The sequence below is a fragment of the Enterobacter sp. K510 genome, assembly GCF_055804875.1.
In genome coordinates, this window is the sequence record NZ_JBNRLQ010000001.1 from 440119 (window position 1) to 458990 (window position 18872).

17 protein-coding genes and 1 tRNA gene are annotated in these 18872 nt (G+C 51.3%); 8 read left to right on the forward strand and 10 right to left on the reverse strand.

The window, feature by feature from the left end; genetic code table 11:
• The first annotated feature begins 12 nt into the window (after positions 1-12).
• Positions 13-1854: an RNA polymerase sigma factor RpoD gene (rpoD, locus tag ACQUTD_RS02010; RefSeq protein WP_318373824.1), complete on the forward strand. Its 1842-nt coding sequence runs from the start codon at positions 13-15 to the stop codon at positions 1852-1854.
• A gap of 53 nt (positions 1855-1907) precedes the next feature.
• Here rpoD and mug read toward each other — a convergent pair whose 3' ends face one another.
• Entirely contained in the window at positions 1908-2414 is a 507-nt protein-coding gene (mug, locus tag ACQUTD_RS02015; protein WP_318373777.1) for a G/U mismatch-specific DNA glycosylase, read from the reverse strand.
• Positions 2415-2539: 125 nt separating this feature from the next.
• Here mug and ACQUTD_RS02020 point away from each other — a divergent pair.
• From ACQUTD_RS02020 to ACQUTD_RS02035, 4 genes are all read left to right on the forward strand, one after another.
• Positions 2540-2615, forward strand: a tRNA-Ile gene (locus ACQUTD_RS02020).
• Between the two features lie 260 nt (positions 2616-2875).
• Positions 2876-3181 (forward strand): PTS sugar transporter subunit IIB, encoded by a 306-nt coding sequence (locus ACQUTD_RS02025; protein WP_473274542.1) that lies wholly within the window; start codon positions 2876-2878, stop codon positions 3179-3181.
• 9 nt (positions 3182-3190) lie between these two features.
• Complete coding sequence (locus tag ACQUTD_RS02030; RefSeq protein ID WP_473274541.1) at positions 3191-4594, forward strand: family 1 glycosylhydrolase; 1404 nt, start codon at positions 3191-3193, stop codon at positions 4592-4594.
• Positions 4581-5909 carry a PTS transporter subunit EIIC gene (locus ACQUTD_RS02035; protein WP_473274540.1) on the forward strand — a complete coding sequence of 443 codons (1329 nt, stop codon included), beginning with the start codon at positions 4581-4583 and terminating at the stop codon, positions 5907-5909. Before ACQUTD_RS02030 ends, ACQUTD_RS02035 begins: the two co-directional genes overlap by 14 nt.
• A gap of 39 nt (positions 5910-5948) precedes the next feature.
• Here the strand turns inward: ACQUTD_RS02035 and ACQUTD_RS02040 are convergent, their stop codons facing one another.
• Positions 5949-7169 carry an alanine racemase gene (locus tag ACQUTD_RS02040; protein WP_473274539.1) on the reverse strand — a complete coding sequence of 407 codons (1221 nt, stop codon included), beginning with the start codon at positions 7167-7169 and terminating at the stop codon, positions 5949-5951.
• 202 nt (positions 7170-7371) lie between these two features.
• Between ACQUTD_RS02040 and ACQUTD_RS02045 the strand changes: the two genes are divergently transcribed.
• Together ACQUTD_RS02045 and ACQUTD_RS02050 are read left to right on the forward strand one after the other, a co-directional pair.
• The gene (locus ACQUTD_RS02045) at positions 7372-8826 is read left to right on the forward strand and encodes an amidohydrolase family protein (protein ID WP_473274538.1); all 1455 of its coding nucleotides are present in this window, start codon (positions 7372-7374) and stop codon (positions 8824-8826) included.
• Complete coding sequence (locus ACQUTD_RS02050; RefSeq protein ID WP_473274537.1) at positions 8823-9215, forward strand: Rid family hydrolase; 393 nt, start codon at positions 8823-8825, stop codon at positions 9213-9215. The genes ACQUTD_RS02045 and ACQUTD_RS02050 overlap by 4 nt, the downstream gene beginning before the upstream one ends.
• Before the next feature lie 94 nt (positions 9216-9309).
• Here ACQUTD_RS02050 and ACQUTD_RS02055 read toward each other — a convergent pair whose 3' ends face one another.
• The 8 genes from ACQUTD_RS02055 to ACQUTD_RS02090 all read right to left on the reverse strand — a co-directional run bounded on the left by ACQUTD_RS02055 (position 9310) and on the right by ACQUTD_RS02090 (position 18095).
• Positions 9310-10701 (reverse strand): hypothetical protein, encoded by a 1392-nt coding sequence (locus tag ACQUTD_RS02055; protein ID WP_473274535.1) that lies wholly within the window; start codon positions 10699-10701, stop codon positions 9310-9312.
• Complete coding sequence (locus ACQUTD_RS02060) at positions 10694-11272, reverse strand: fimbrial protein (RefSeq protein ID WP_473274533.1); 579 nt, start codon at positions 11270-11272, stop codon at positions 10694-10696. The genes ACQUTD_RS02055 and ACQUTD_RS02060 overlap by 8 nt, the downstream gene beginning before the upstream one ends.
• 74 nt (positions 11273-11346) lie before the next feature.
• Positions 11347-11973 (reverse strand): fimbrial protein, encoded by a 627-nt coding sequence (locus tag ACQUTD_RS02065; protein ID WP_473274531.1) that lies wholly within the window; start codon positions 11971-11973, stop codon positions 11347-11349.
• A gap of 12 nt (positions 11974-11985) precedes the next feature.
• A complete protein-coding gene (locus ACQUTD_RS02070; RefSeq protein ID WP_473274527.1) occupies positions 11986-12567 on the reverse strand; it encodes a hypothetical protein in 582 nt (193 codons plus the stop codon).
• A gap of 23 nt (positions 12568-12590) precedes the next feature.
• A complete protein-coding gene (locus ACQUTD_RS02075; protein ID WP_473274525.1) occupies positions 12591-15224 on the reverse strand; it encodes a fimbria/pilus outer membrane usher protein in 2634 nt (877 codons plus the stop codon).
• Between the two features lie 35 nt (positions 15225-15259).
• Entirely contained in the window at positions 15260-15967 is a 708-nt protein-coding gene (locus tag ACQUTD_RS02080; RefSeq protein ID WP_072569672.1) for a fimbria/pilus periplasmic chaperone, read from the reverse strand.
• A 66-nt stretch (positions 15968-16033) separates the two neighbouring features.
• Positions 16034-16627: a fimbrial protein gene (locus ACQUTD_RS02085; protein WP_318363430.1), complete on the reverse strand. Its 594-nt coding sequence runs from the start codon at positions 16625-16627 to the stop codon at positions 16034-16036.
• Positions 16628-17231: 604 nt separating this feature from the next.
• Positions 17232-18095: a MurR/RpiR family transcriptional regulator gene (locus ACQUTD_RS02090; protein ID WP_318363429.1), complete on the reverse strand. Its 864-nt coding sequence runs from the start codon at positions 18093-18095 to the stop codon at positions 17232-17234.
• Between the two features lie 210 nt (positions 18096-18305).
• On the opposite strand from ACQUTD_RS02090, the gene lysM reads away from it, so the two are divergent.
• Positions 18306-18749: a peptidoglycan-binding protein LysM gene (lysM, locus tag ACQUTD_RS02095; protein ID WP_072569669.1), complete on the forward strand. Its 444-nt coding sequence runs from the start codon at positions 18306-18308 to the stop codon at positions 18747-18749.
• Positions 18750-18872: the final 123 nt, after the last annotated feature.

The window sequence follows — 18872 nt, forward strand, 5'->3', positions numbered from 1 at the left end:
GGATACCGTCTTATGGAGCAAAACCCGCAGTCACAGCTGAAACTTCTTGTCCAACGTGGTAAGGAGCAAGGCTATCTGACCTATGCCGAGGTCAATGACCATCTGCCGGAAGATATCGTCGACTCCGATCAGATCGAAGACATCATCCAAATGATCAATGACATGGGCATCCAGGTGATGGAAGAAGCACCGGACGCCGATGATCTGCTGCTTGCTGAAAACTCGAACAACACCGATGAAGATGCGGAAGAGGCTGCCGCACAGGTGCTGTCCAGCGTTGAGTCTGAAATCGGACGTACCACCGACCCGGTGCGCATGTACATGCGTGAAATGGGTACCGTTGAGCTGTTAACCCGCGAAGGCGAAATCGACATCGCCAAACGCATCGAAGACGGCATCAACCAGGTTCAGTGTTCCGTTGCCGAATACCCGGAAGCGATCACCTATCTGCTGGAGCAGTACGATCGCGTGGAAGCGGAAGAAGCACGTCTGTCTGACCTGATCACCGGCTTTGTTGATCCGAACGCAGAAGAAGATCTGGCCCCTACCGCGACGCATGTCGGTTCTGAATTGTCCACCGAAGAGATGGCGGACGACGATGAAGACGAAGATGAAGAAGAAGACGACAGCGACGACGATAACAGCATCGATCCAGAACTGGCGCGTGAGAAGTTCGCCGAGCTGCGTACGCAGTATATGGTCACCCGCGACACCATCAAAGCCAAAGGCCGCACGCACGCCAGCGCTCAGGAAGAGATCCTGAAGCTGTCTGAAGTATTCAAGCAGTTCCGCCTGGTGCCGAAACAGTTCGACTACCTGGTTAACAGCATGCGCGTCATGATGGATCGCGTGCGTACCCAGGAACGCCTGATCATGAAGCTGTGCGTTGAGCAGTGCAAAATGCCGAAGAAAAACTTCATCACTCTGTTCACCGGCAATGAAACCAGCGAAACCTGGTTCAACGCGGCTATCGCGATGAACAAGCCGTGGTCTGAAAAACTGCATGAAGTTGCAGAAGACGTGCAGCGCGGCCTGCAAAAACTGCAGCAGATTGAAGAAGAGACCGGCCTGACCATCGAGCAGGTAAAAGACATCAACCGTCGTATGTCCATCGGCGAAGCGAAAGCGCGTCGTGCGAAGAAAGAGATGGTGGAAGCGAACTTACGTCTGGTTATTTCTATCGCCAAGAAATACACCAACCGCGGTCTGCAGTTCCTCGATCTGATTCAGGAAGGCAACATCGGCCTGATGAAAGCGGTTGATAAGTTCGAATACCGTCGTGGTTACAAGTTCTCCACCTACGCAACCTGGTGGATCCGTCAGGCGATCACCCGTTCCATCGCGGATCAGGCGCGCACCATCCGTATTCCGGTGCATATGATTGAGACTATCAACAAGCTCAACCGTATCTCCCGCCAGATGCTGCAGGAAATGGGCCGCGAGCCGACGCCGGAAGAGCTGGCCGAGCGCATGCTGATGCCGGAAGACAAAATCCGTAAAGTGCTCAAAATCGCCAAAGAGCCGATCTCCATGGAAACGCCAATCGGCGACGATGAAGATTCGCATCTGGGTGATTTCATCGAGGATACCACCCTCGAGCTGCCGCTGGATTCTGCCACCACCGAGAGCCTGCGTGCCGCCACCCATGACGTACTGGCTGGCCTGACTGCCCGTGAAGCGAAAGTTCTGCGTATGCGTTTCGGTATCGATATGAACACCGACCACACGCTGGAAGAAGTGGGTAAACAGTTCGACGTTACCCGTGAGCGTATCCGTCAGATCGAAGCGAAGGCGCTGCGTAAACTGCGCCATCCGAGCCGTTCTGAAGTGCTGCGCAGCTTCCTGGACGATTAATCGCCCGCAAGCCGCCTGTAAAAAGCCCTCTCCGGAGGGTTTTTTTATGGGCGCTATAAACCACGCACGATCAGCGCTTCATCTAATTCCCGGTACGCTTCCACCAGCTTATCCAGCGTCGCCCGGTTCAGGCCGCTTGGATTCGGCAACACCCATACCTCGGTCGCGCCAATGGTGATCTTCTGCTTACCCCAGTTCACACCGCGCTGGCTGAATGCCTGCTCATAGGCTTTTTTGCCCAGCACCGCCAGCGCATGAGGCTGATAGTCCTCTATCTTCTTGACCAGCTCACGGCCGCCGGTACGCAGCTCATGCAGGTCTACTTCGCTGGCCTGCACCGTAGGCCGCTCTACCAGCATGGTGATGCCGCAGCGGGTATCCAGTAGCCGCATCTCCTCCTCCGGCTTCAGCAGCTCGTCGGTAAAGCCCGCCTGATGGATCACCTTCCAGAAACGGTTACCCGGATGCGCAAAATGAAAGCCCGTATGCGCCGACGATTTACCAGGGTTAATGCCGCAGAACACCACCCGCAGGCCAGGCGCGAGAATATCGTTGATCATCTAAAGCTCCAGTTATGGGATCATCCATAAAGTATAAAGGATTGATTATAGGTTGTTTATAAAAACGGCAGGCACACGCTTATGGCTGGATTGAAGCGGGAAGTTACATTATAATCCCCCGCCACGGCCCCTTAGCTCAGTGGTTAGAGCAGGCGACTCATAATCGCTTGGTCGCTGGTTCAAGTCCAGCAGGGGCCACCAGGTTAAACAAGGAGTTAGATGAAAATCATCTGACTCCTTTTTGTTTTCAGACGATAAAGTTTTACCGTTCATATAAGTAACACCCCTACCTCCCTGATTTTAAACGGCTATCCCCCCAAACCCACCCTAATCCCCCAAAAAGTATCAGACTATAACTCCTGATTTGTGTCCCCCCTCACTTGTGGGTTTTTTGGTCACTACCCAGAATACCTTCCACCGCGCGTCGCGCATTCTGGCGTTTATTCACTGAGGGAAAAGCAATGAAAAAGATCTTCTTATGCTGTGCTGCCGGTATGTCTACCAGCATGTTAGTGGAAAGAATGAAACAGTCTGCCAGCAGCCGTGACGTAGCGGTGGAAATCACCGCGGTCCCTGTTTCTGATTTTGAACAGATTGTCACGGAAGCCGACGTGATTTTGCTGGGGCCGCAGGTGAAGTTCCAGTTGCAGAGTTTACGGGCTGCCGCCGCACCGCACGGCGTGCCGGTGGATGCTATCGATATGATGCAATATGGATCGATGCAGGGGGATAAAGTCCTCGATCACGCCCTGTCACTGGTAAAATAAGGATCGCCCATGAAATACCGCTTTCCTGATAAATTCTGGTGGGGCACGGCGACCAGCGCCACCCAGTCCGAAGGGCGCATACCCGGCGACGGCAAAGGCGACAATATCTGGGATTATGCCTCGCATTACTATAACGAGCGTTTTTATAACGGCGTCACCGCCGACGATACCTCCGGGTTTTATCAGCACTGGCGGGACGATATTCAGCGCGCGAAAGATATTGGCCTCAACTCCTTTCGTACCTCCATTTCCTGGTCACGATTAATAGCTGACGGGGATGGCGATATTAATCCTCTTGCGGTTGAGTTCTATAACAAGGTTATTAATGAACTCATTGCTCAGGGTATTGAGCCCTTTATTAATCTGTATCACTTCGATATGCCGATGGCATTGCAGGAAAAAGGCGGTTTTGAAAATCGCGACGTGGTGGAGGCTTTTGCCCGTTACGCCGACATCTGTTATCAGTTGTTTGGCGATCGGGTGCGCTACTGGTTTACCTTTAATGAGCCCCTTATTCCGGCGGAAGCGGGTTATCTTCATCCCCGTCATTATCCTTATGTCAGCGATTTTCGTCGCGCAGCCCAGGTGCTGCACCATATCGTTATTGCCCACTGCAAAGCGGTGGCGGCGTGGCGTAAACGGCATCTGCCGGGAAAAATCGGCATTATTATGGATGTTATTCCGGTATATCCCCGCAGCGACAGCCCGGACGATCGGCAGGCGGCGGCGATGGCGGATCTGTTTTATACCCGTAGTATTAACGAGCCGATATTACTGGGCCGCTATCCGGCGGAATTAATCGCCATCCTCAACGAACACAATCAGCTCCCCGTGGCCTTACCGGGTGATAGCGAATTAATTGCAGCGACGCGTATCGATCTGCTGGGAATTAATTATTATCGCCCGCGGCGGGTAAAAGCCCGCGAAACGCCTCTTGTCGAAGCGCAGGATTTTATCCCTGAACGCTTCTTTGAGGAGTACATCATGCCAGGCCGCCGGATGAATACTTCCCGCGGCATCGAAATCTATCCGCCCGCACTGTATGACATCGCGATGCTGATAAAGGATCGCTACGGCAATATTCCGTGGTTCGTCTCGGAAAATGGAATCGGCATCATGGACGAAGAGCAGTTTATGGTGGACGGCGAAGTACAGGACGATTACCGCATTGCCTTTCTTGAGGAACATCTTACCTGGCTGCATAAGGCGATTGCCGACGGCAGCCGGTGTCTCGGCTATCACATGTGGACCTTTATCGACTGCTGGTCCTGGCAGAATGCCTATAAAAACCGCTACGGGTTTTATCGTCTGGATTTAGCCAGCGGGCAGCGCTCGCTGAAAAAGTCAGGCCGCTGGTTCCGCACGGTGATAGAAAATAATGGCTTTGAGGAGAGTGACCATGTCGGCTTTTGATACTCTGGCAGAAAAGTTATTACCGCTGGCGAACGCCATTGGTAATCAGCGGCATATGCAGGCGATCCGCAACGGGCTTATTTCCATTCTGCCGCTGACCATTGTCGGCTCATTCTTTGTGATTTTGCTGAATATCCCCATCAAGGGTTATATGGATTTTGTCGCGCCCTGGCGCGACATGCTGGATATTCCCTTTCGCTTTACCGTCGGGCTGATGTCGCTCTATGCCGCCTTTACCATCGGCTCTTTTCTCGGCAAAAGTTATAAGCTCAACGATATTACCAGCGGCCTGCTGGCGATGCTCGCCACCATCCTGATGATCGTGCCGGTCAATATTAAACAGGGGATCACGGTTGCCGGTGACGCCGTGACCGGGCGGTATATTCCGCTCAGTTCGCTCAGTTCACAAGGGCTGTTCGGGGCGATTATCTCGTCACTGATCGCCATTGAGATTTACCGTTTTATCAAAGTGCGCAATATCGAAATCAAAATGCCCGCCGGGGTGCCGCCGGTGGTGGCGAGTTCATTCTCTGCACTATTCCCGACGCTTGCCGTGGTGCTGGTGTTCTGGAGCCCACGGCACTTTTTTAATATCGATATTAACGCCATCATCAGCTACCTCATTATGCCGCTGAAAGGCTTTATGACCGGCACGAATCTGTTTGGCGGCATCGTCACGCAGTTTATGATCGATCTGTTCTGGGTGCTGGGTATTCATGGTCATGCGGTGATGGGGCCGCTGATCCGCCCGCTGTGGGATCAGGCGATTGTGCAGAATATGGAGCTGTTCCAGTCCGGCGTCAGTGCTTATGACCTGCCGAATATTTTTACCGAGCAGTTCTTCCAGTGGTATGCACAGATGGGCGGTACGGGTTCAACGCTGGCGCTGGTGGTGTTATTTATCCGCTCGCGGGTGATTTACCTCAAACAGCTGGGAAAAATTTCGTTTATTCCCGGCCTGTTTAATATCAATGAGCCGATGATTTTTGGCGCGCCCATTGTGATGAACCCTCTGCTGGCGATTCCCTTTATCCTGGCGCCGATGGCAAACACGCTGGTGGTCTATCTCTGTACCATCAGCGGTCTGATCCCGCGCATGATGGTCAAACCGCCCTTTACCGTTCCGGCCCCGCTCGGGGCGCTGATCACCACGAACTGGAATTTAATCGCCTGCGGGCTGGTGTTTGTCTGCTTCTTTATCTCCCTTGCCATCTATTACCCGTTCTTTAAGGTATATGAGAAAAAGATGCTGGAAACCGAGCGCCAGCAACAGGCGGAAGAAAAAGCCAGAGAAGCGGCGCAGGCCAGCAGCTAAGCGCATTTCCCCTCTCCCGGACGGGAGAGGGGACGCCTGTCAGAATTCGGTATCCAGTTCTTCCAGCACGTTGTACTCATCGTCCACCAGCAGCAGCGTTTTCCATTTATCGAACGTCAGGCACGGGTGCGAGGTACTGAACAGCAGAATATCCCCCACCTGCACCTCTGCGCCGGGCCGGAGTGTCAGCATGGCGTGCTGATCCATTATGCCGGTGGTTTCGATCAATGCTGAAGGATCAGCCAGCGCTTTACCCTGCCGGTAATGGGCGATCGGCTGCGGCAGTCCGGCGTCAAAGGCGCTGTCGCGCTTGCCGAAGTTGACGATAGCCCGCCCTGCTTCCGGTACCGACTGCACCATGGCCGCCAGCTCCATCGCACAGGTCAGATCGCCGCCCAGATCGCAGGCAACGCAGTCGCGCGCCATCAGCGCATGCTGCGCCTCGTGATAAATTCCACCGTCGTGGGTGATATAACAGCCTGGACGAATGGCGATGCGGCAGTCCGCCGGTTTTTTTGCCGCCAGCCAGACGTTACAGACCACGTCGTACCACACCGAACCCGCGCCGGTCAGCAGAAACTCGCCGTCGACATAACGCTCCAGCTGGCAGGCCAGCGCCGCCGCCTCGCGCAGGAAAGCTTCCACCTGCGGCTGTGGATTATCGCCGTGCACCACGCCTTCATACAGCTCCAGCCCGCGCAAGCGCAGCCCCGGCAGATCCGCCACCGTAGCGGCCAACGCCAGCGCTTCATCCGCGGTACGGCAGCCGCAGCGGCCCCCCGGCACGCCCAGCTCAATCAGTACGTCCAGCGTCTGCTGCTGCGCGCTGAAAAACGCGGAAAGCACCTGCGCATTGGCCGCGCTGTCCACACAACACAGATAGTCCACATCCGGATAGGTGTTCTTCAACTGTGAGATCAGCGTCATGTTCGCCTTCCCCACCAATTGATTCACCATCAGCACGCGCCTGATGCCGCTCGCCATGGCGATGCTGGCCTGCCACGCACTGCCGACGCCAATCGCCCAGGCGCCCGCCTGTTGTTGCCGCTGAAAGATCCACGGCGTCATGGTGGTTTTACCGTGAGGCGCAAGAGAAACGCCGCGCGCGTCGGCGTAATCCTGCATCCACTGAATATTGTTCTCCAGGGCGGTTTTTTTGATCAGCGCTGCGGGCAGGCAGACATCCTCATTCAGGACGTTGGCCGGGGTAAACATCAGGGCGGCTTTATGGGGTACGAGGTGTTCATTCTGGTATTTCATAACAACGCTCCTCAGGGGAATCAGTATCTTTCAGATCGGGTATCTTTTATAACTTACTGTAATTTAAATAAGTATTCATTTAAAACCATCGATAGTGAATAAAAGTATCATAAATTCATATGCGTTTTGTGTCATTTTCCACTGTTTTTATCCCTTGTAAATGGTTAACTTCAGCGCAGACCAAAAGGGGGGTGAGGATCACATGAAGTTCGACTATCTGTTCATGAATGTCACGGTTATCGATGGATCAGGCGGCGCAGAATACCGGGCGGATGTGGCGATCAAGGGCGATCGCATCGCAGAGATTGCGCCGGCTATCGAAGGCCACGCCGTGCGGGAAATCGACGGCAGTGGGCGCGTGCTGGCGCCGGGATTTATCGATGTCCACACCCATGACGACATCAATGTTATCCGCATGCCTGCTTATTTACCGAAAATCAGCCAGGGCGTGACCACGGTGATCGTCGGCAACTGCGGGATCAGCGCCGCCTGCGCAAGGATGCACGGCGCGGTGCCCGATCCGATGAACCTGCTCGGCGAGGCGCAGCAGTTTGTCTACCCGACGGTGGACACCTACGCGCAGGCGATTGCGCAGGCGCGCCCGGCGATTAACGTCGGCACGCTGATTGGCCACACCGCCCTGCGCAATAACCATATGGACGATCTGTTCCGCGCGGCCACGGCGGAGGAAATCGCCGGTATGCGCGCGCAGCTCAAAGAGGCGCTGTCGCAGGGCGCGCTGGGCCTCAGCACCGGGCTGGCCTACGCCAGCGCCTTCCAGTCCACTACTGAAGAAGTGATGGCGCTGGCGGAGGAGCTGGCGGCGGAAAACGGTATCTATACCACCCATCTGCGCTCGGAATTTGAACCCATTCTGGAGGCGCTGGACGAGGCGTTTCGCATTGGTCGCCACGGCAGGGTGCCGGTGGTGGTGTCGCACCATAAATGCGCCGGGGCGAAAAACTGGGGGCGCACTGTGGAGACGCTGAAGCTGTTCGACACCGTGCGCCAGCAGCAGGAGGTTGCCTGTGACTGCTACCCCTACTCCGCCTCCTCGTCCACGCTGGACATGAAGCAGATCACCGACGAGTTCGACATCATCATCACCTGGTCCGAACCGCATCCGGAAGTGGCCGGGCAGTCGCTTCAGCAGATCGCCGAAAGCTGGTCGATGTCGCTGCATGACGCGGGCAAATTACTGATGCCTGCCGGGGCCATTTACTACAACATGGACGAGCAGGATGTGCGCCGCGTGCTGCGCTATCCGGTGACCATGATAGGCTCTGACGGTCTGCCGAACGATCCGATGCCGCATCCGCGTTTATGGGGCGCCTTCCCCCGCGTGCTCGGCCATTACAGCCGCGACGAAAAGCTGTTCCCGCTCACCGTGGCGGTGCACAAGATGACTGGCCTGTCGGCGGCCCGTTTCCGGCTGCCCGGGCGTGGGCTGGTCAAACGCGGCTATTATGCGGATCTGGTATTGTTCGATCCGGCCACTGTACGGGATGTGGCCAGTTTCAGCGATCCCAAACAGCCCGCCGCCGGTATTGAAGCGGTGATGGTGAATGGGGTAATGAGTTATGGTCAGGACCAGCAGGTCACTGGCCGCGCAGGGCGTTTTCTGTGCCGGGAAAAACCAAATAAGGAGCAAAAATGAGTATTAAACGTTATGGCGTCGGTGGCAGCACCGGCACGGGCGGGCAGCATTTGCCATTTGCCAAAGCCGTGGAAGCGGCGGGCTGGCTGTATGTTTCCGGGCAGACGCCGATGAAAGACGGCGAAGTGGTGGAAGGCGGCATCATTGAGCAGTCCCGTCTGGCGATCCAGAACTGCGTGGACATCATGACCGAAGCCGGTTACACCCTGGCCGACGTGGTGCATGTGAAGGTTTTCCTGACGGATGCCCGCTACTTCCAGTCATTTAACAAAGTGTTCCGCGAATTCTTCGGCGAATACCCGCCCGCCCGCGTGTGCTGCGTGGCGGATCTGGTGGTGGACTGTAAAGTCGAAGTGGATGTGACCTGCTACCGGGCTGACCGGGGCTAAAGGTTCTGCTCCGTTGCAGGTCTTTTTTAGATTAATCCGGAGCAGATCCCTTCATAAACGTCAGCCCCGGCTGGAGCCGGGACTGACTGCGCTATCAAGGCATCTCAAAGGTCATCGTAGCCGATGCTTCATAGCCTCCTGCACCTGTTGGATTGACCCCTGTCCGGGCAGGGGTGGGATAAGAATAAAATGTCACCGTAGCCATATCGTTGTTAATTGTCGCCCTCAGGGGGGAGACACCATCCAGTTTCACCAGAGACTGGCCTGCGGCATCCTGAGTAATTTTAACGCCCAGGTCGTTAATGATGGTCCCCACCCCCTTCGCCAGCAAAATGCCCTTCGATGCGAGGTCAGCGTCAAAACTGTACCCTGCCCCCATCATTGTCGCCTGCACAATACCCGCCCCATCAGGAAAAGAATTATTGATATTGCCAGAACACTTCATTGACACCTTTGTTTCTTTAGGCGCATACCCTTCGGGTAAAGCACCTTGTGCTTTGCCCGCCAGCTTAGCTTCGGTAATATCCGCTAACACAACGTTCTTAGTGGTTTCAGTCACTTTACAGGTGTTTCTGAATATTAATGAACCATTCAGATAAAATCTGGATACGACGGCTTTTTTGGAATTCATTGTACAATTATTGGCCGCTATAAAAGCAGCGCTTTCGTCTCCACCAGTAGCAACCATACATACGCGACTAAAACTGACAGAACCTACGAAAATATTGTCAAAATTAATGGGATATAACGGGGTTTTGGGCATGTAAAAATACATTTTCACATCGCGGTTCGCATACTGCGAGCTTAATTCATACCACAAATCTCGAGTGCAAGTAAGAGTAACACTGTAGTTTCCCTGCGGGTTATTACATCCAGTAAGATAACTATTCTGGAAAATGGTATTAAAAAAGAAAGAGCCCCGATGTTGTCTTGATTGATTCTCTACGTCCTTCAGATCGACATAAGAATAAGCGTTCTTTACAGGCAAGAAGACTTTCTGTTCAAGCCGTACGTAAACAGGAAATCTCTCGCTGTCAGCCATTCTTAATTTATAATAAGTTTTACCATCAACAGTCCTGGTTTGAGTGGTATCAACATTGTTACTGTCATAAGATGCAGTCAAAAGTGGGGAACTGCTTGCCCAGCGCCAGGTTCCATTACCGCGGTCACCCCATAAAGAGCGTTGATTATATTCAATTCCCGTGGTAGGAGGAGGAAGTTGTTTCTCCTGCATAACTTTCACCCCCCCGCCCATATTCGGGATGGAAGCGCTATCGACATTGAACGTTGCCGCTATTGATAAATCGGATTGACCAGCAAAAGAGGCATCCATTATATATGTCGTCTGCAAAGCAGCCAGACAATGCCCGGTAAACAGATAAAGTAAAACAGGTAAAAACCATTTGAGTTTCATTTTCATCTTAGCCATTAGAATAAATATGATGTGCTTTTTTAGGCCGTTATTGTCATAAATTTGACTAGTCATAAAATGCACTCACTAACAATGTTGCAGAGATCTGCCCAGCGGTGACATCGGCCCCGGATTGTATATATTTAATGTAAAAATCACGCGGAATATCCAGCGGAGCGCTACTATTAACCGGATAGTTTAACACTCTGCTTTCTCCCGAAACCGTTAATACATTTTGATTATCACGCTGGTCATAGACCGCAAACCCAATGCCTTTGGCCCCACCCGGAAGTTGATTACTAAACGCTCCGGGGGCAACACGGCCCTGACCATCGAGGGTACTAAAGGAAAGTCGTATATCACTGACAACGGTAGGTGACAGATTGCAATTATTAATGATGAGCTGAAAATTTTGCTTATAGGCTGAGGTCATTCCGGGCTGCGTAAATTTATCGATCCCCACGGCCTCCATTATTAGCGTATCCTTGGGAAACGTTACTGTACAGGAAGTGTTAATTAGCTCCCCACTAAACTGCAGCCCCATACTGGCTGCATCAACCTTATCATCCGCCATGACTGAATGAGGAAAACCGCACATGCTTATTCCACAAATCAACAAGTATAATAATGATGCATTTTTTGTCATGGGTTCCTCCATCAACTTATAAGCTGTCCATGCTATCAATACGCGGAGCTGTAAACAGGCTCCGCGTATCTTAATTACAGATAGTCGATATTTATTGCGCCATCCGTTTTCAGCGTGGTGCCAGCATACCCAGAAATGGCCGCTGACGTCAGCTTAGCACTATCAATTGCCACTAATCCTGCGTAGGTTGTCCATACATAACCGTTGGTGGCATCGCCCGTCGTGTTACCAGAGAAAGCCAAACTCACGGTCGAGCCATTGGTTGGCAGGGTATTAGTTTCCGAGCTGTCTTGATTAGTTTTAAAGAAGGCCACGCCTAACCCGGTTGCGGCTGGGGTCGCCGCAGTAGTGAACATCTTAAGCGACTTGTTCTTATAAGACGTACCGTCACTGTTATTTTTAGCGGATGACAGACCCACAACAAACTTACTTGATGCACCACATGCGGTAAATTTCACTTTAACGGGTTTAAATGCTGTGCCGGGTACCAGATAACCCGATCGACTTGCCGAAGCCAGGACGTCACTACTTTTTACGTTGCCAAAGTCAACGTTAAAGCTGGTCGCATTAGTATCAAACTTCGCTGTACAGGTTGGTGAACTTAACGTTCCGGTAAAATTAAGTGTCAGGCTAGCGTCATCAAGAGCATGGGCGGCAAATGGTGCCAAAAAAATTAAAGGTACCAGTACTTTTTTCATCATAATCATCCTTAATTATAAAAAGTCCATGTTAAGCGTTGCTGTTGAGTCCAGTGATCCAGAACCAATTGTCATAATATCAGCCACTGCAGGGATCAGCGTGGCTTTAATATACAGGTTACCCGTTTTACCTTGTCCAAATGGCTCGAAATTGCCACCCAATCTGATTGATGGTGCCCCAACATAGAGCGGAACATAGTTACCACCCTCGGTTTTAACTTCCGTTTTATATGCTACCTTCACCGCCACATTAGCTGGGCGGAGGTAGTCATGTGTGGTATCGCCATTGATTTTAACTTTATTTGATGACGACAGGGAAATGTTCATTCCCGACGTTCCCACACAATCTGAGATGACAATTTTCTTTTCAACTGATTTATTTTGCGCTTCAATCTCTGCTGGTGTGACGGTATTAAAGGCAAAAGGAACGCTCGTGGCGGACTGATTATCCACTTTAAACGTACAGGTACCTTTTTCAATATATGCCTGAGCAGTTACATCCAGCGTACTCGTTGCGGCCATCGCCTGATGTCCGAACCCCATAACTCCAGCCATAACAGTAAGCACCCTTACTGTCTGTTTATTGTTTAAAAACATATAGCTCTCCTTTTCTATAATAACTAATCACAATTAATATTATCGACTGATAACGTATCTGTTCGTAACTTAATATCGTCCCTGGTAGGTAACTGGTAATTAAAAGAACACTGTTCACTCATATCTTCACCCCATTTGACAGTTAAACGCCCTTTTTCAGCAATGCCACGGGTGAATATTCGACTGTTTTGTCCAGCGATACCTAACTGATTATTCGAATCATCAACCACCTCTGCCCCCAGCGGAATATTTTTGCCATTTTTCAACTTCAGGTGGAAAAATACCGAGCGACGATCGTCCGTGGCAAAGGGGACATAAATAATTGCTCCGGCACGCGGCACCACCCGGGTGGACGTCTCTTTAAATTCCGTATCCTGTTCCATTTTCGAGGGATCGATACTCACATCATTAAAACGATAGGGCGACAGGTTAGAGACATAGGCATAGCCAGCACTATTAATTCGCGACGCGTTATCCCCCATTGCACGCGCGCCCTTCGCACCTTTCGCCTCGATTAATGCAACAGGCGTGTCACCATTGATGGTGCGCCCGAGGGTTATTCCTCCCTTGTGGAGTAAAACGCCACCGCTGCCGCTCACCGACATCTGGCGGCTGTTCTCTGTATCGGCAGAAAGACTGGCCCCCCAGCTACCATAACGGGTATCCCACGAAGCATTCGCCCCGATATTCTCAATCTTATTCCCGTCATAGCCGTTCTGACGATAATTCGCATTGACGCCGTAGTTCAGACCCGCGTCCTGGTTATAACCTGAAGTCGAAGCCGATAAATTGCGGTCTCCCTTACTGCTACGGGTATAACTGGTGTTCAGATAATCAAACAGCGGCGATTTATCCTCGGCGCGATCGCCGAGCGGTACAGATAACGACAGATAGAGCTGATCGTCCTTCTCGTTATCGCCGGTGTAATAGCGGTTAACGGAAACGCTATAGCTGACCCGGCCCAGGGAGTTGCTGTATCCCAGTTGATAGCTTTTCTCTTTACGCCCTGAACGCCAGTACTCCGATAACATTGCTGAAGAATAAAACGAGCCCCATCCCGCTTCGAGGGTCTGGCTAACGTTAATCTGCACCTGTGATTTAAGCCGATCGTCCATGTCCTGCCAGTCGGTATTCGACAGATAATCTGCCGCCTCACCCAGCGTGAAGAAATCTTTTGTCGAATAACGATAAGCCGCGATATTAAAACTGGTATTCGTCGGAGTAATATAGCTGTTGTATTTAATCCCCAGACTCTGCCCTTTCCGGCTGCCGTCTTCTGCTGACAAATGCGACTGAGTCAAATCTAAAGAAACTGCGCCAACCGGCGTATTCAGCGCCACCCCGCCAATAACGGAGTAGTAGTCCGACATATATTCAGCACCGGTATACAATGACAGATAGTTATTCAGACCGTATTGCCAGGTACCCTGGCCGACCATCGGTTTATCACTAATGGTCGCGCCGTCATATTCCCCCACTGCCAGGGTGTACAGGCTGACGCCCGGGTAAAGCAATTGCCCACCGCCGTTGTATGGGATAATCAGCTGACGCGTCCGGCCATCCGCTTCCTGGATCGTGACGTCAAGCTGTTCGCTGGAGCTGATCGGATTATAGTTATCGATCGAAAACGCCCCGGGCGGCACAGTAGTTTCTAATATTTTAGTGCCTGCCTGACTGACGATAATTTTCGCATTCGACTCCGCGACCCCACGAATAACCGGGCGGAAGCTGTTCAGAGAGTCGGGCAACATGCGCGTGTCGCTGCTCAGCGTCACGCCGCGTAATGGAAACGCATCAAAAAATGTGCTGCTGCTGTATATCTCACCTACCCGCAACTGGGATTTAAGCGGTGCAACATCATGCTCCGCGTACAGGTTTGAGCTGTCAAAGGTGGTGCCACTCTCTTTTGCGTAGTTCGCATCGCCACGGATCCGTACACGCCACCCCAGTAAATTCAGACCGCCATCCAGGCCCATCCAACCGCTGTCGGACTCAACGCCGCTATAGCTCGAGCGATAATAACTGGTGTTATAGCTGACAAAGGCCGCGTTGATGCCATCGTCCCAGAGCGTATCCGGCACTTCATCAGGGCGGGTTGCCCGTTCCATCGCTTGTGGAATAGTCAGAATAAAACGCTGATCGTTAATATCCATTTTCCAGCTGGCTTGTGGTATCAGCGTCTTCAGCGAAACGCAGTTTTCTTCTTCCATGCCAGAGACATTAATTGCGCCAATATCAATGCCAAGCTTAGCCAGTTCTTTCAGGCGAAAGCAGGGCAGCGCTCTTAACGGATCTTGCGGGTTATCATCAAATTGAATTTCAAATTTCCCCATTTCCCGCTCGTTAAGTACAACCGAAACATTATACTTCCCGGCAGTGACAGGGTTTCCTTTGGAAAAACGGCTTACATCAATTGGGGAATTTGATAAAAAGATGTTATTGAATTCCACCTCTTCATCTTCAGTTCCCGCTATTTCACTTTCTTTACTTTCACCCTCTTGCTGCGCATTCGAATTTTCTACTGATGATGCAGGTGAGAGACTATTTTGCTCAACTGTTTCCGTTTCCGCAGCGAAAACTCCTCCGGCAACATTCATTAAAATGAATGCGCCAGCAATACGTGATAAACGAAAACGTTCGCTAACTAACATATCCATAGAAAAAACCTGAACAATCCATTGTAATTGAAATATTATTTGATAACAGCAGTACCCTCTACATCATTACCATAATCAGAAATATAGCTATAGGCCAGGCTGGCTCCCGCAGAAGGTTTAAACGCTTTGTTATCAAACTCGAATTTTTCCGTTGCAAAAGGCGCAACCATTCCTGACTTCGCCATATTATTACCGACTTTCATCATGTTGAACGTCACATAATAAGGAGAGTTGTTTTTTGCAATTAACGCACCATTTTCAGCACGCCATTCAACTTTCGCCGCCGCGTCTTGCGGTTTGACGGTTAACGCCTCTGGACGATAGAACATCTTAATACGGGTACGGAATGCCAGCTGTAATTTGTTGCTCGCTTGTGCCTCGCCTTTTGCTTTTGGCGGAACTTCCAGCACGTTTAAATAGTAGATGCTTTCACGATCTTTGGGAAAATTGGCGGCCATTTTGGAAATACGTAACGTCTGCCCTTTTTTCGCATCAATGCGTGAGACCGGCGGTGTGATCATAAAAGGCAGATCAATATTTTCCGGCGATTCGGTCGCACGGCCATCATCCAGCCATGACTGCACCAGTAGCGGACGCGTGCCCTCGTTAGTCAGGCGAACGTTAACTTCTTTGGCCGCTTCTTTATAGACCACTCGAGTGGTATTAATGACAACATCTGCCCATGCTGATGCGCTCACGGCCAGCATCGCTGCCACAATTGTAGCTAAATATTTAACTGACATTTAATTTATTGCTCTCTGAAAAAACAAGGCGGCAATAAGACTTACCGCCTTAGATTTAGTAAATAATTACAAATAAACGACGCTGAAAGTGGCTACCGTTTCGATATCACCGGCGGTGACATCTTCTACTTTAGCAGCCGTCTGAACGTAGCGAGTTTCGAAACTGTAGGTCTGCGCACCTGAATTGGTGTCTTTATAGTCTGCAGTCTCATCCAGACCATTCAAATCCATCATCAGATCGCTGCCATTAATCTTAGTGAAACCGATCTGGACGCCTTTCGCGGCAACATCCATGGTATTCACAGAATTCAGCAGGCTATTTGTATAGGTGCTGGTGCCCGCATCCGCATAGCCAGTAGAATCAAAACTGACCGCAACTTTAGTTTTACCCTGAGGCAGGACGCAGCTTTCCAGAGTAATATTTACGGTACGCATATCACGAGATGCTTTATAAGTCGTGCCTTTAGCGGACTTAACATCTTTATTCAGATCGACGGCAGCAACCGGATCGATATTCAACAATGTAGAAGACGGCGCGCCGTTGATTGCTACTGTGCAAGTTTTATTAATGACTTCACCGGTAATACGAATTTGGCCATCAGCAGCCATCGCATTTACTGTCCCCAAACCACCAGCAACCAGCACAGCAATCTGAGCCATCTTAATAACTGAATGTCGCATAATTCATAACTCCATTATATGTTAGTTCACATACACTTCCGTGCATTATGTCGGGTATACAAAAGCACAACGCTTCACTGCACTGATAAAATGAGATGCTTATTGTGCCTGGAGGGGATTATTAGATGAAGCTATCGTTATTGCAATATTAGAAATGATGATTGCTCGATAGGACGAGTGATATTATTTATATGATATAGTTTATTCTAGTTCAGATCAACACAAGCAATGGCCGCAAAAATGCTGGAAAAACAACATATTAAAAAAAAAGATTAGAAAAATTGATGAAATTAAAAGTTCTCTACAAAAAGCGCCAGCCGCGTGTTTTTAGGAATATATTTAGGTAATCATTACTTCCGTTAATATATTCATAAAACAAATACCATCGCTGTATTTATTATCCTGATAGTTAATATTCATTTGCATTAGTTATTAATTGCATTATTTATTTTGGCGTTCTGCCACAACCCGTTTTATACAGGAAAGTAATAGTCCAGTGACGATCAGGCCTTTCAGGAAGACTGCTGCACCGCATCAATGTCCCACCATTACTTGGTGGAATATTACACAATCGGCTGGTGGGTTAATCCCCCAGCGGTTGCCGATCCGCGCCGCCGCGATGGCTGTCCAGCGCCAGCTTAATTCTGCGCAAGCGGTCTTTCGCCTGGCTTTTGTTAGCCATCGCTAATTCTGTCGCCAGCACGTCGATCATCGCCAGCATGGCGTAGCGCGATGTGCTCGGCTTAAAGATGTAGTCGTTTTCACGCACAATCAGCGGCAGCACCAGGTCCGCCAGCTCCGCCAGCGGCGTATCTTCCGGTGTGATGGCGATTACCTTCGCGCCATACTGTCTGGCGATGCCCGCGCTTTCCACCACCTCCGGCGTAAAGCCGCCCAGCGACAGCGCGATCACCACGTCACCAGGCGACACCGAGGCCGCCATCATGCGCACCAGCAGCCCGTCATTCTGACTCACCACCGGCAGGCCAAGGCGAAACAGACGGAACTGGAGTTCCTGCGCGCAGATGGTGGAGCCGCCCCCCATACCGAATGCCAGGATCTGCCGCGCCCCGCTCAGCCAGCCCACCGCTTTATTCAGCGAGGCCGCATCCAGCGCGCGACGGTTCATCTCCAGCACGTTAATGATGGTGCCGTAAATTCCCTGCACACCTTCGAGATCCGGCACGTCGATAATAAATCGCTGCCCGACCGCCAGCGACTGCGCCAGTTTGACCTTCAGTTCACGCACATCTTTGCAGCCAATGGCACGGGCAAAACGGGTGATCGACGCCTGGCTGGTACTGGTCAGACGCGCCATCTCCGCGATCGGCAGCGTGGCGGCAGACTGTACGTCATCCAGAATAAACTGCGCGATACGCTTTTCGGTGGCGGTGAGTTCCACGAAGCGGTCGGTGATACAAGAGATGATGTCGATGGAATAACCCATAGCGTGTTCCTGAATATGAGCCATCGGGACAGACGCCGCCATCCGTTCTGGTACTTGCACATAAAATGATGGGTACTTTGTATCATAGCCGCACGACGGCGCACTATTTTTTAGCGCGCCCCAGGTCGCAAGTCTGCTTTCTTTAACCAAAACTGGCACTTTTTGCCGCCTTTGCCAGGATTAAAGGGTCTTTTGAACTGGAGAGAAACCATGGGTTTATTTGATTTTGTGAAAGATGCAGGCGAAAAGTTATGGGATTCACTGAAAGGCAACGACAGCGATCACGGCACTAAGCTTGAAGAGCATCTCAAAAAAACAGGTGTTCCCGGGGCCGATAAAGTCAGCGTCAAGGTGGAAAACGGCAAGGCCGTGGTCACCGGTGATGGCCTGACCCAGGAGCAAAAAGAAAAAATCCAGGTCGCCGTCGGTAACGTGGCGGGTATTGGCAGCGTGGAGAATAACGTCTCAGTGACCGACTCCGCCGCCGAAGCCACCTACTACACCGTGAAATCCGGCGACACCCTGAGCGCCATTTCGAAACAGGTGTATGGCGATCCTAACAAGTACAACCAAATCTTCGAAGCGAACAAACCGATGCTGAGCCATCCGGACAAAATTTATCCGGGCCAGGTGCTCATTATTCCGAAGCAATAAGGGTTGTCAGCAAAACCCACTGCGGTGGGTTTTGTTTTCTGTGGGAAAATTCCCCGTCAGGCCTGTCACCCGCCGCAAACCCGCCTAATGCCCCTCGCACCATTTATCAGACCTGTGTATGAT

What these genes read in the sequence shown, in the direction of transcription:
- rpoD (WP_318373824.1), top strand. Translation starts at nt 13, where the DNA reads ATGGAGCAAAACCCGCAGTCACAGCTGAAACTTCTTGTCCAACGTGGT.
- mug (WP_318373777.1), bottom strand. Translation starts at nt 2,414, where the DNA reads ATGATCAACGATATTCTCGCGCCTGGCCTGCGGGTGGTGTTCTGCGGC.
- ACQUTD_RS02025 (WP_473274542.1), top strand. Translation starts at nt 2,876, where the DNA reads ATGAAAAAGATCTTCTTATGCTGTGCTGCCGGTATGTCTACCAGCATG.
- ACQUTD_RS02030 (WP_473274541.1), top strand. Translation starts at nt 3,191, where the DNA reads ATGAAATACCGCTTTCCTGATAAATTCTGGTGGGGCACGGCGACCAGC.
- ACQUTD_RS02035 (WP_473274540.1), top strand. Translation starts at nt 4,581, where the DNA reads ATGTCGGCTTTTGATACTCTGGCAGAAAAGTTATTACCGCTGGCGAAC.
- ACQUTD_RS02040 (WP_473274539.1), bottom strand. Translation starts at nt 7,169, where the DNA reads ATGAAATACCAGAATGAACACCTCGTACCCCATAAAGCCGCCCTGATG.
- ACQUTD_RS02045 (WP_473274538.1), top strand. Translation starts at nt 7,372, where the DNA reads ATGAAGTTCGACTATCTGTTCATGAATGTCACGGTTATCGATGGATCA.
- ACQUTD_RS02050 (WP_473274537.1), top strand. Translation starts at nt 8,823, where the DNA reads ATGAGTATTAAACGTTATGGCGTCGGTGGCAGCACCGGCACGGGCGGG.
- ACQUTD_RS02055 (WP_473274535.1), bottom strand. Translation starts at nt 10,701, where the DNA reads ATGACTAGTCAAATTTATGACAATAACGGCCTAAAAAAGCACATCATA.
- ACQUTD_RS02060 (WP_473274533.1), bottom strand. Translation starts at nt 11,272, where the DNA reads ATGACAAAAAATGCATCATTATTATACTTGTTGATTTGTGGAATAAGC.
- ACQUTD_RS02065 (WP_473274531.1), bottom strand. Translation starts at nt 11,973, where the DNA reads ATGATGAAAAAAGTACTGGTACCTTTAATTTTTTTGGCACCATTTGCC.
- ACQUTD_RS02070 (WP_473274527.1), bottom strand. Translation starts at nt 12,567, where the DNA reads ATGTTTTTAAACAATAAACAGACAGTAAGGGTGCTTACTGTTATGGCT.
- ACQUTD_RS02075 (WP_473274525.1), bottom strand. Translation starts at nt 15,224, where the DNA reads ATGGATATGTTAGTTAGCGAACGTTTTCGTTTATCACGTATTGCTGGC.
- ACQUTD_RS02080 (WP_072569672.1), bottom strand. Translation starts at nt 15,967, where the DNA reads ATGTCAGTTAAATATTTAGCTACAATTGTGGCAGCGATGCTGGCCGTG.
- ACQUTD_RS02085 (WP_318363430.1), bottom strand. Translation starts at nt 16,627, where the DNA reads ATGGCTCAGATTGCTGTGCTGGTTGCTGGTGGTTTGGGGACAGTAAAT.
- ACQUTD_RS02090 (WP_318363429.1), bottom strand. Translation starts at nt 18,095, where the DNA reads ATGGGTTATTCCATCGACATCATCTCTTGTATCACCGACCGCTTCGTG.
- lysM (WP_072569669.1), top strand. Translation starts at nt 18,306, where the DNA reads ATGGGTTTATTTGATTTTGTGAAAGATGCAGGCGAAAAGTTATGGGAT.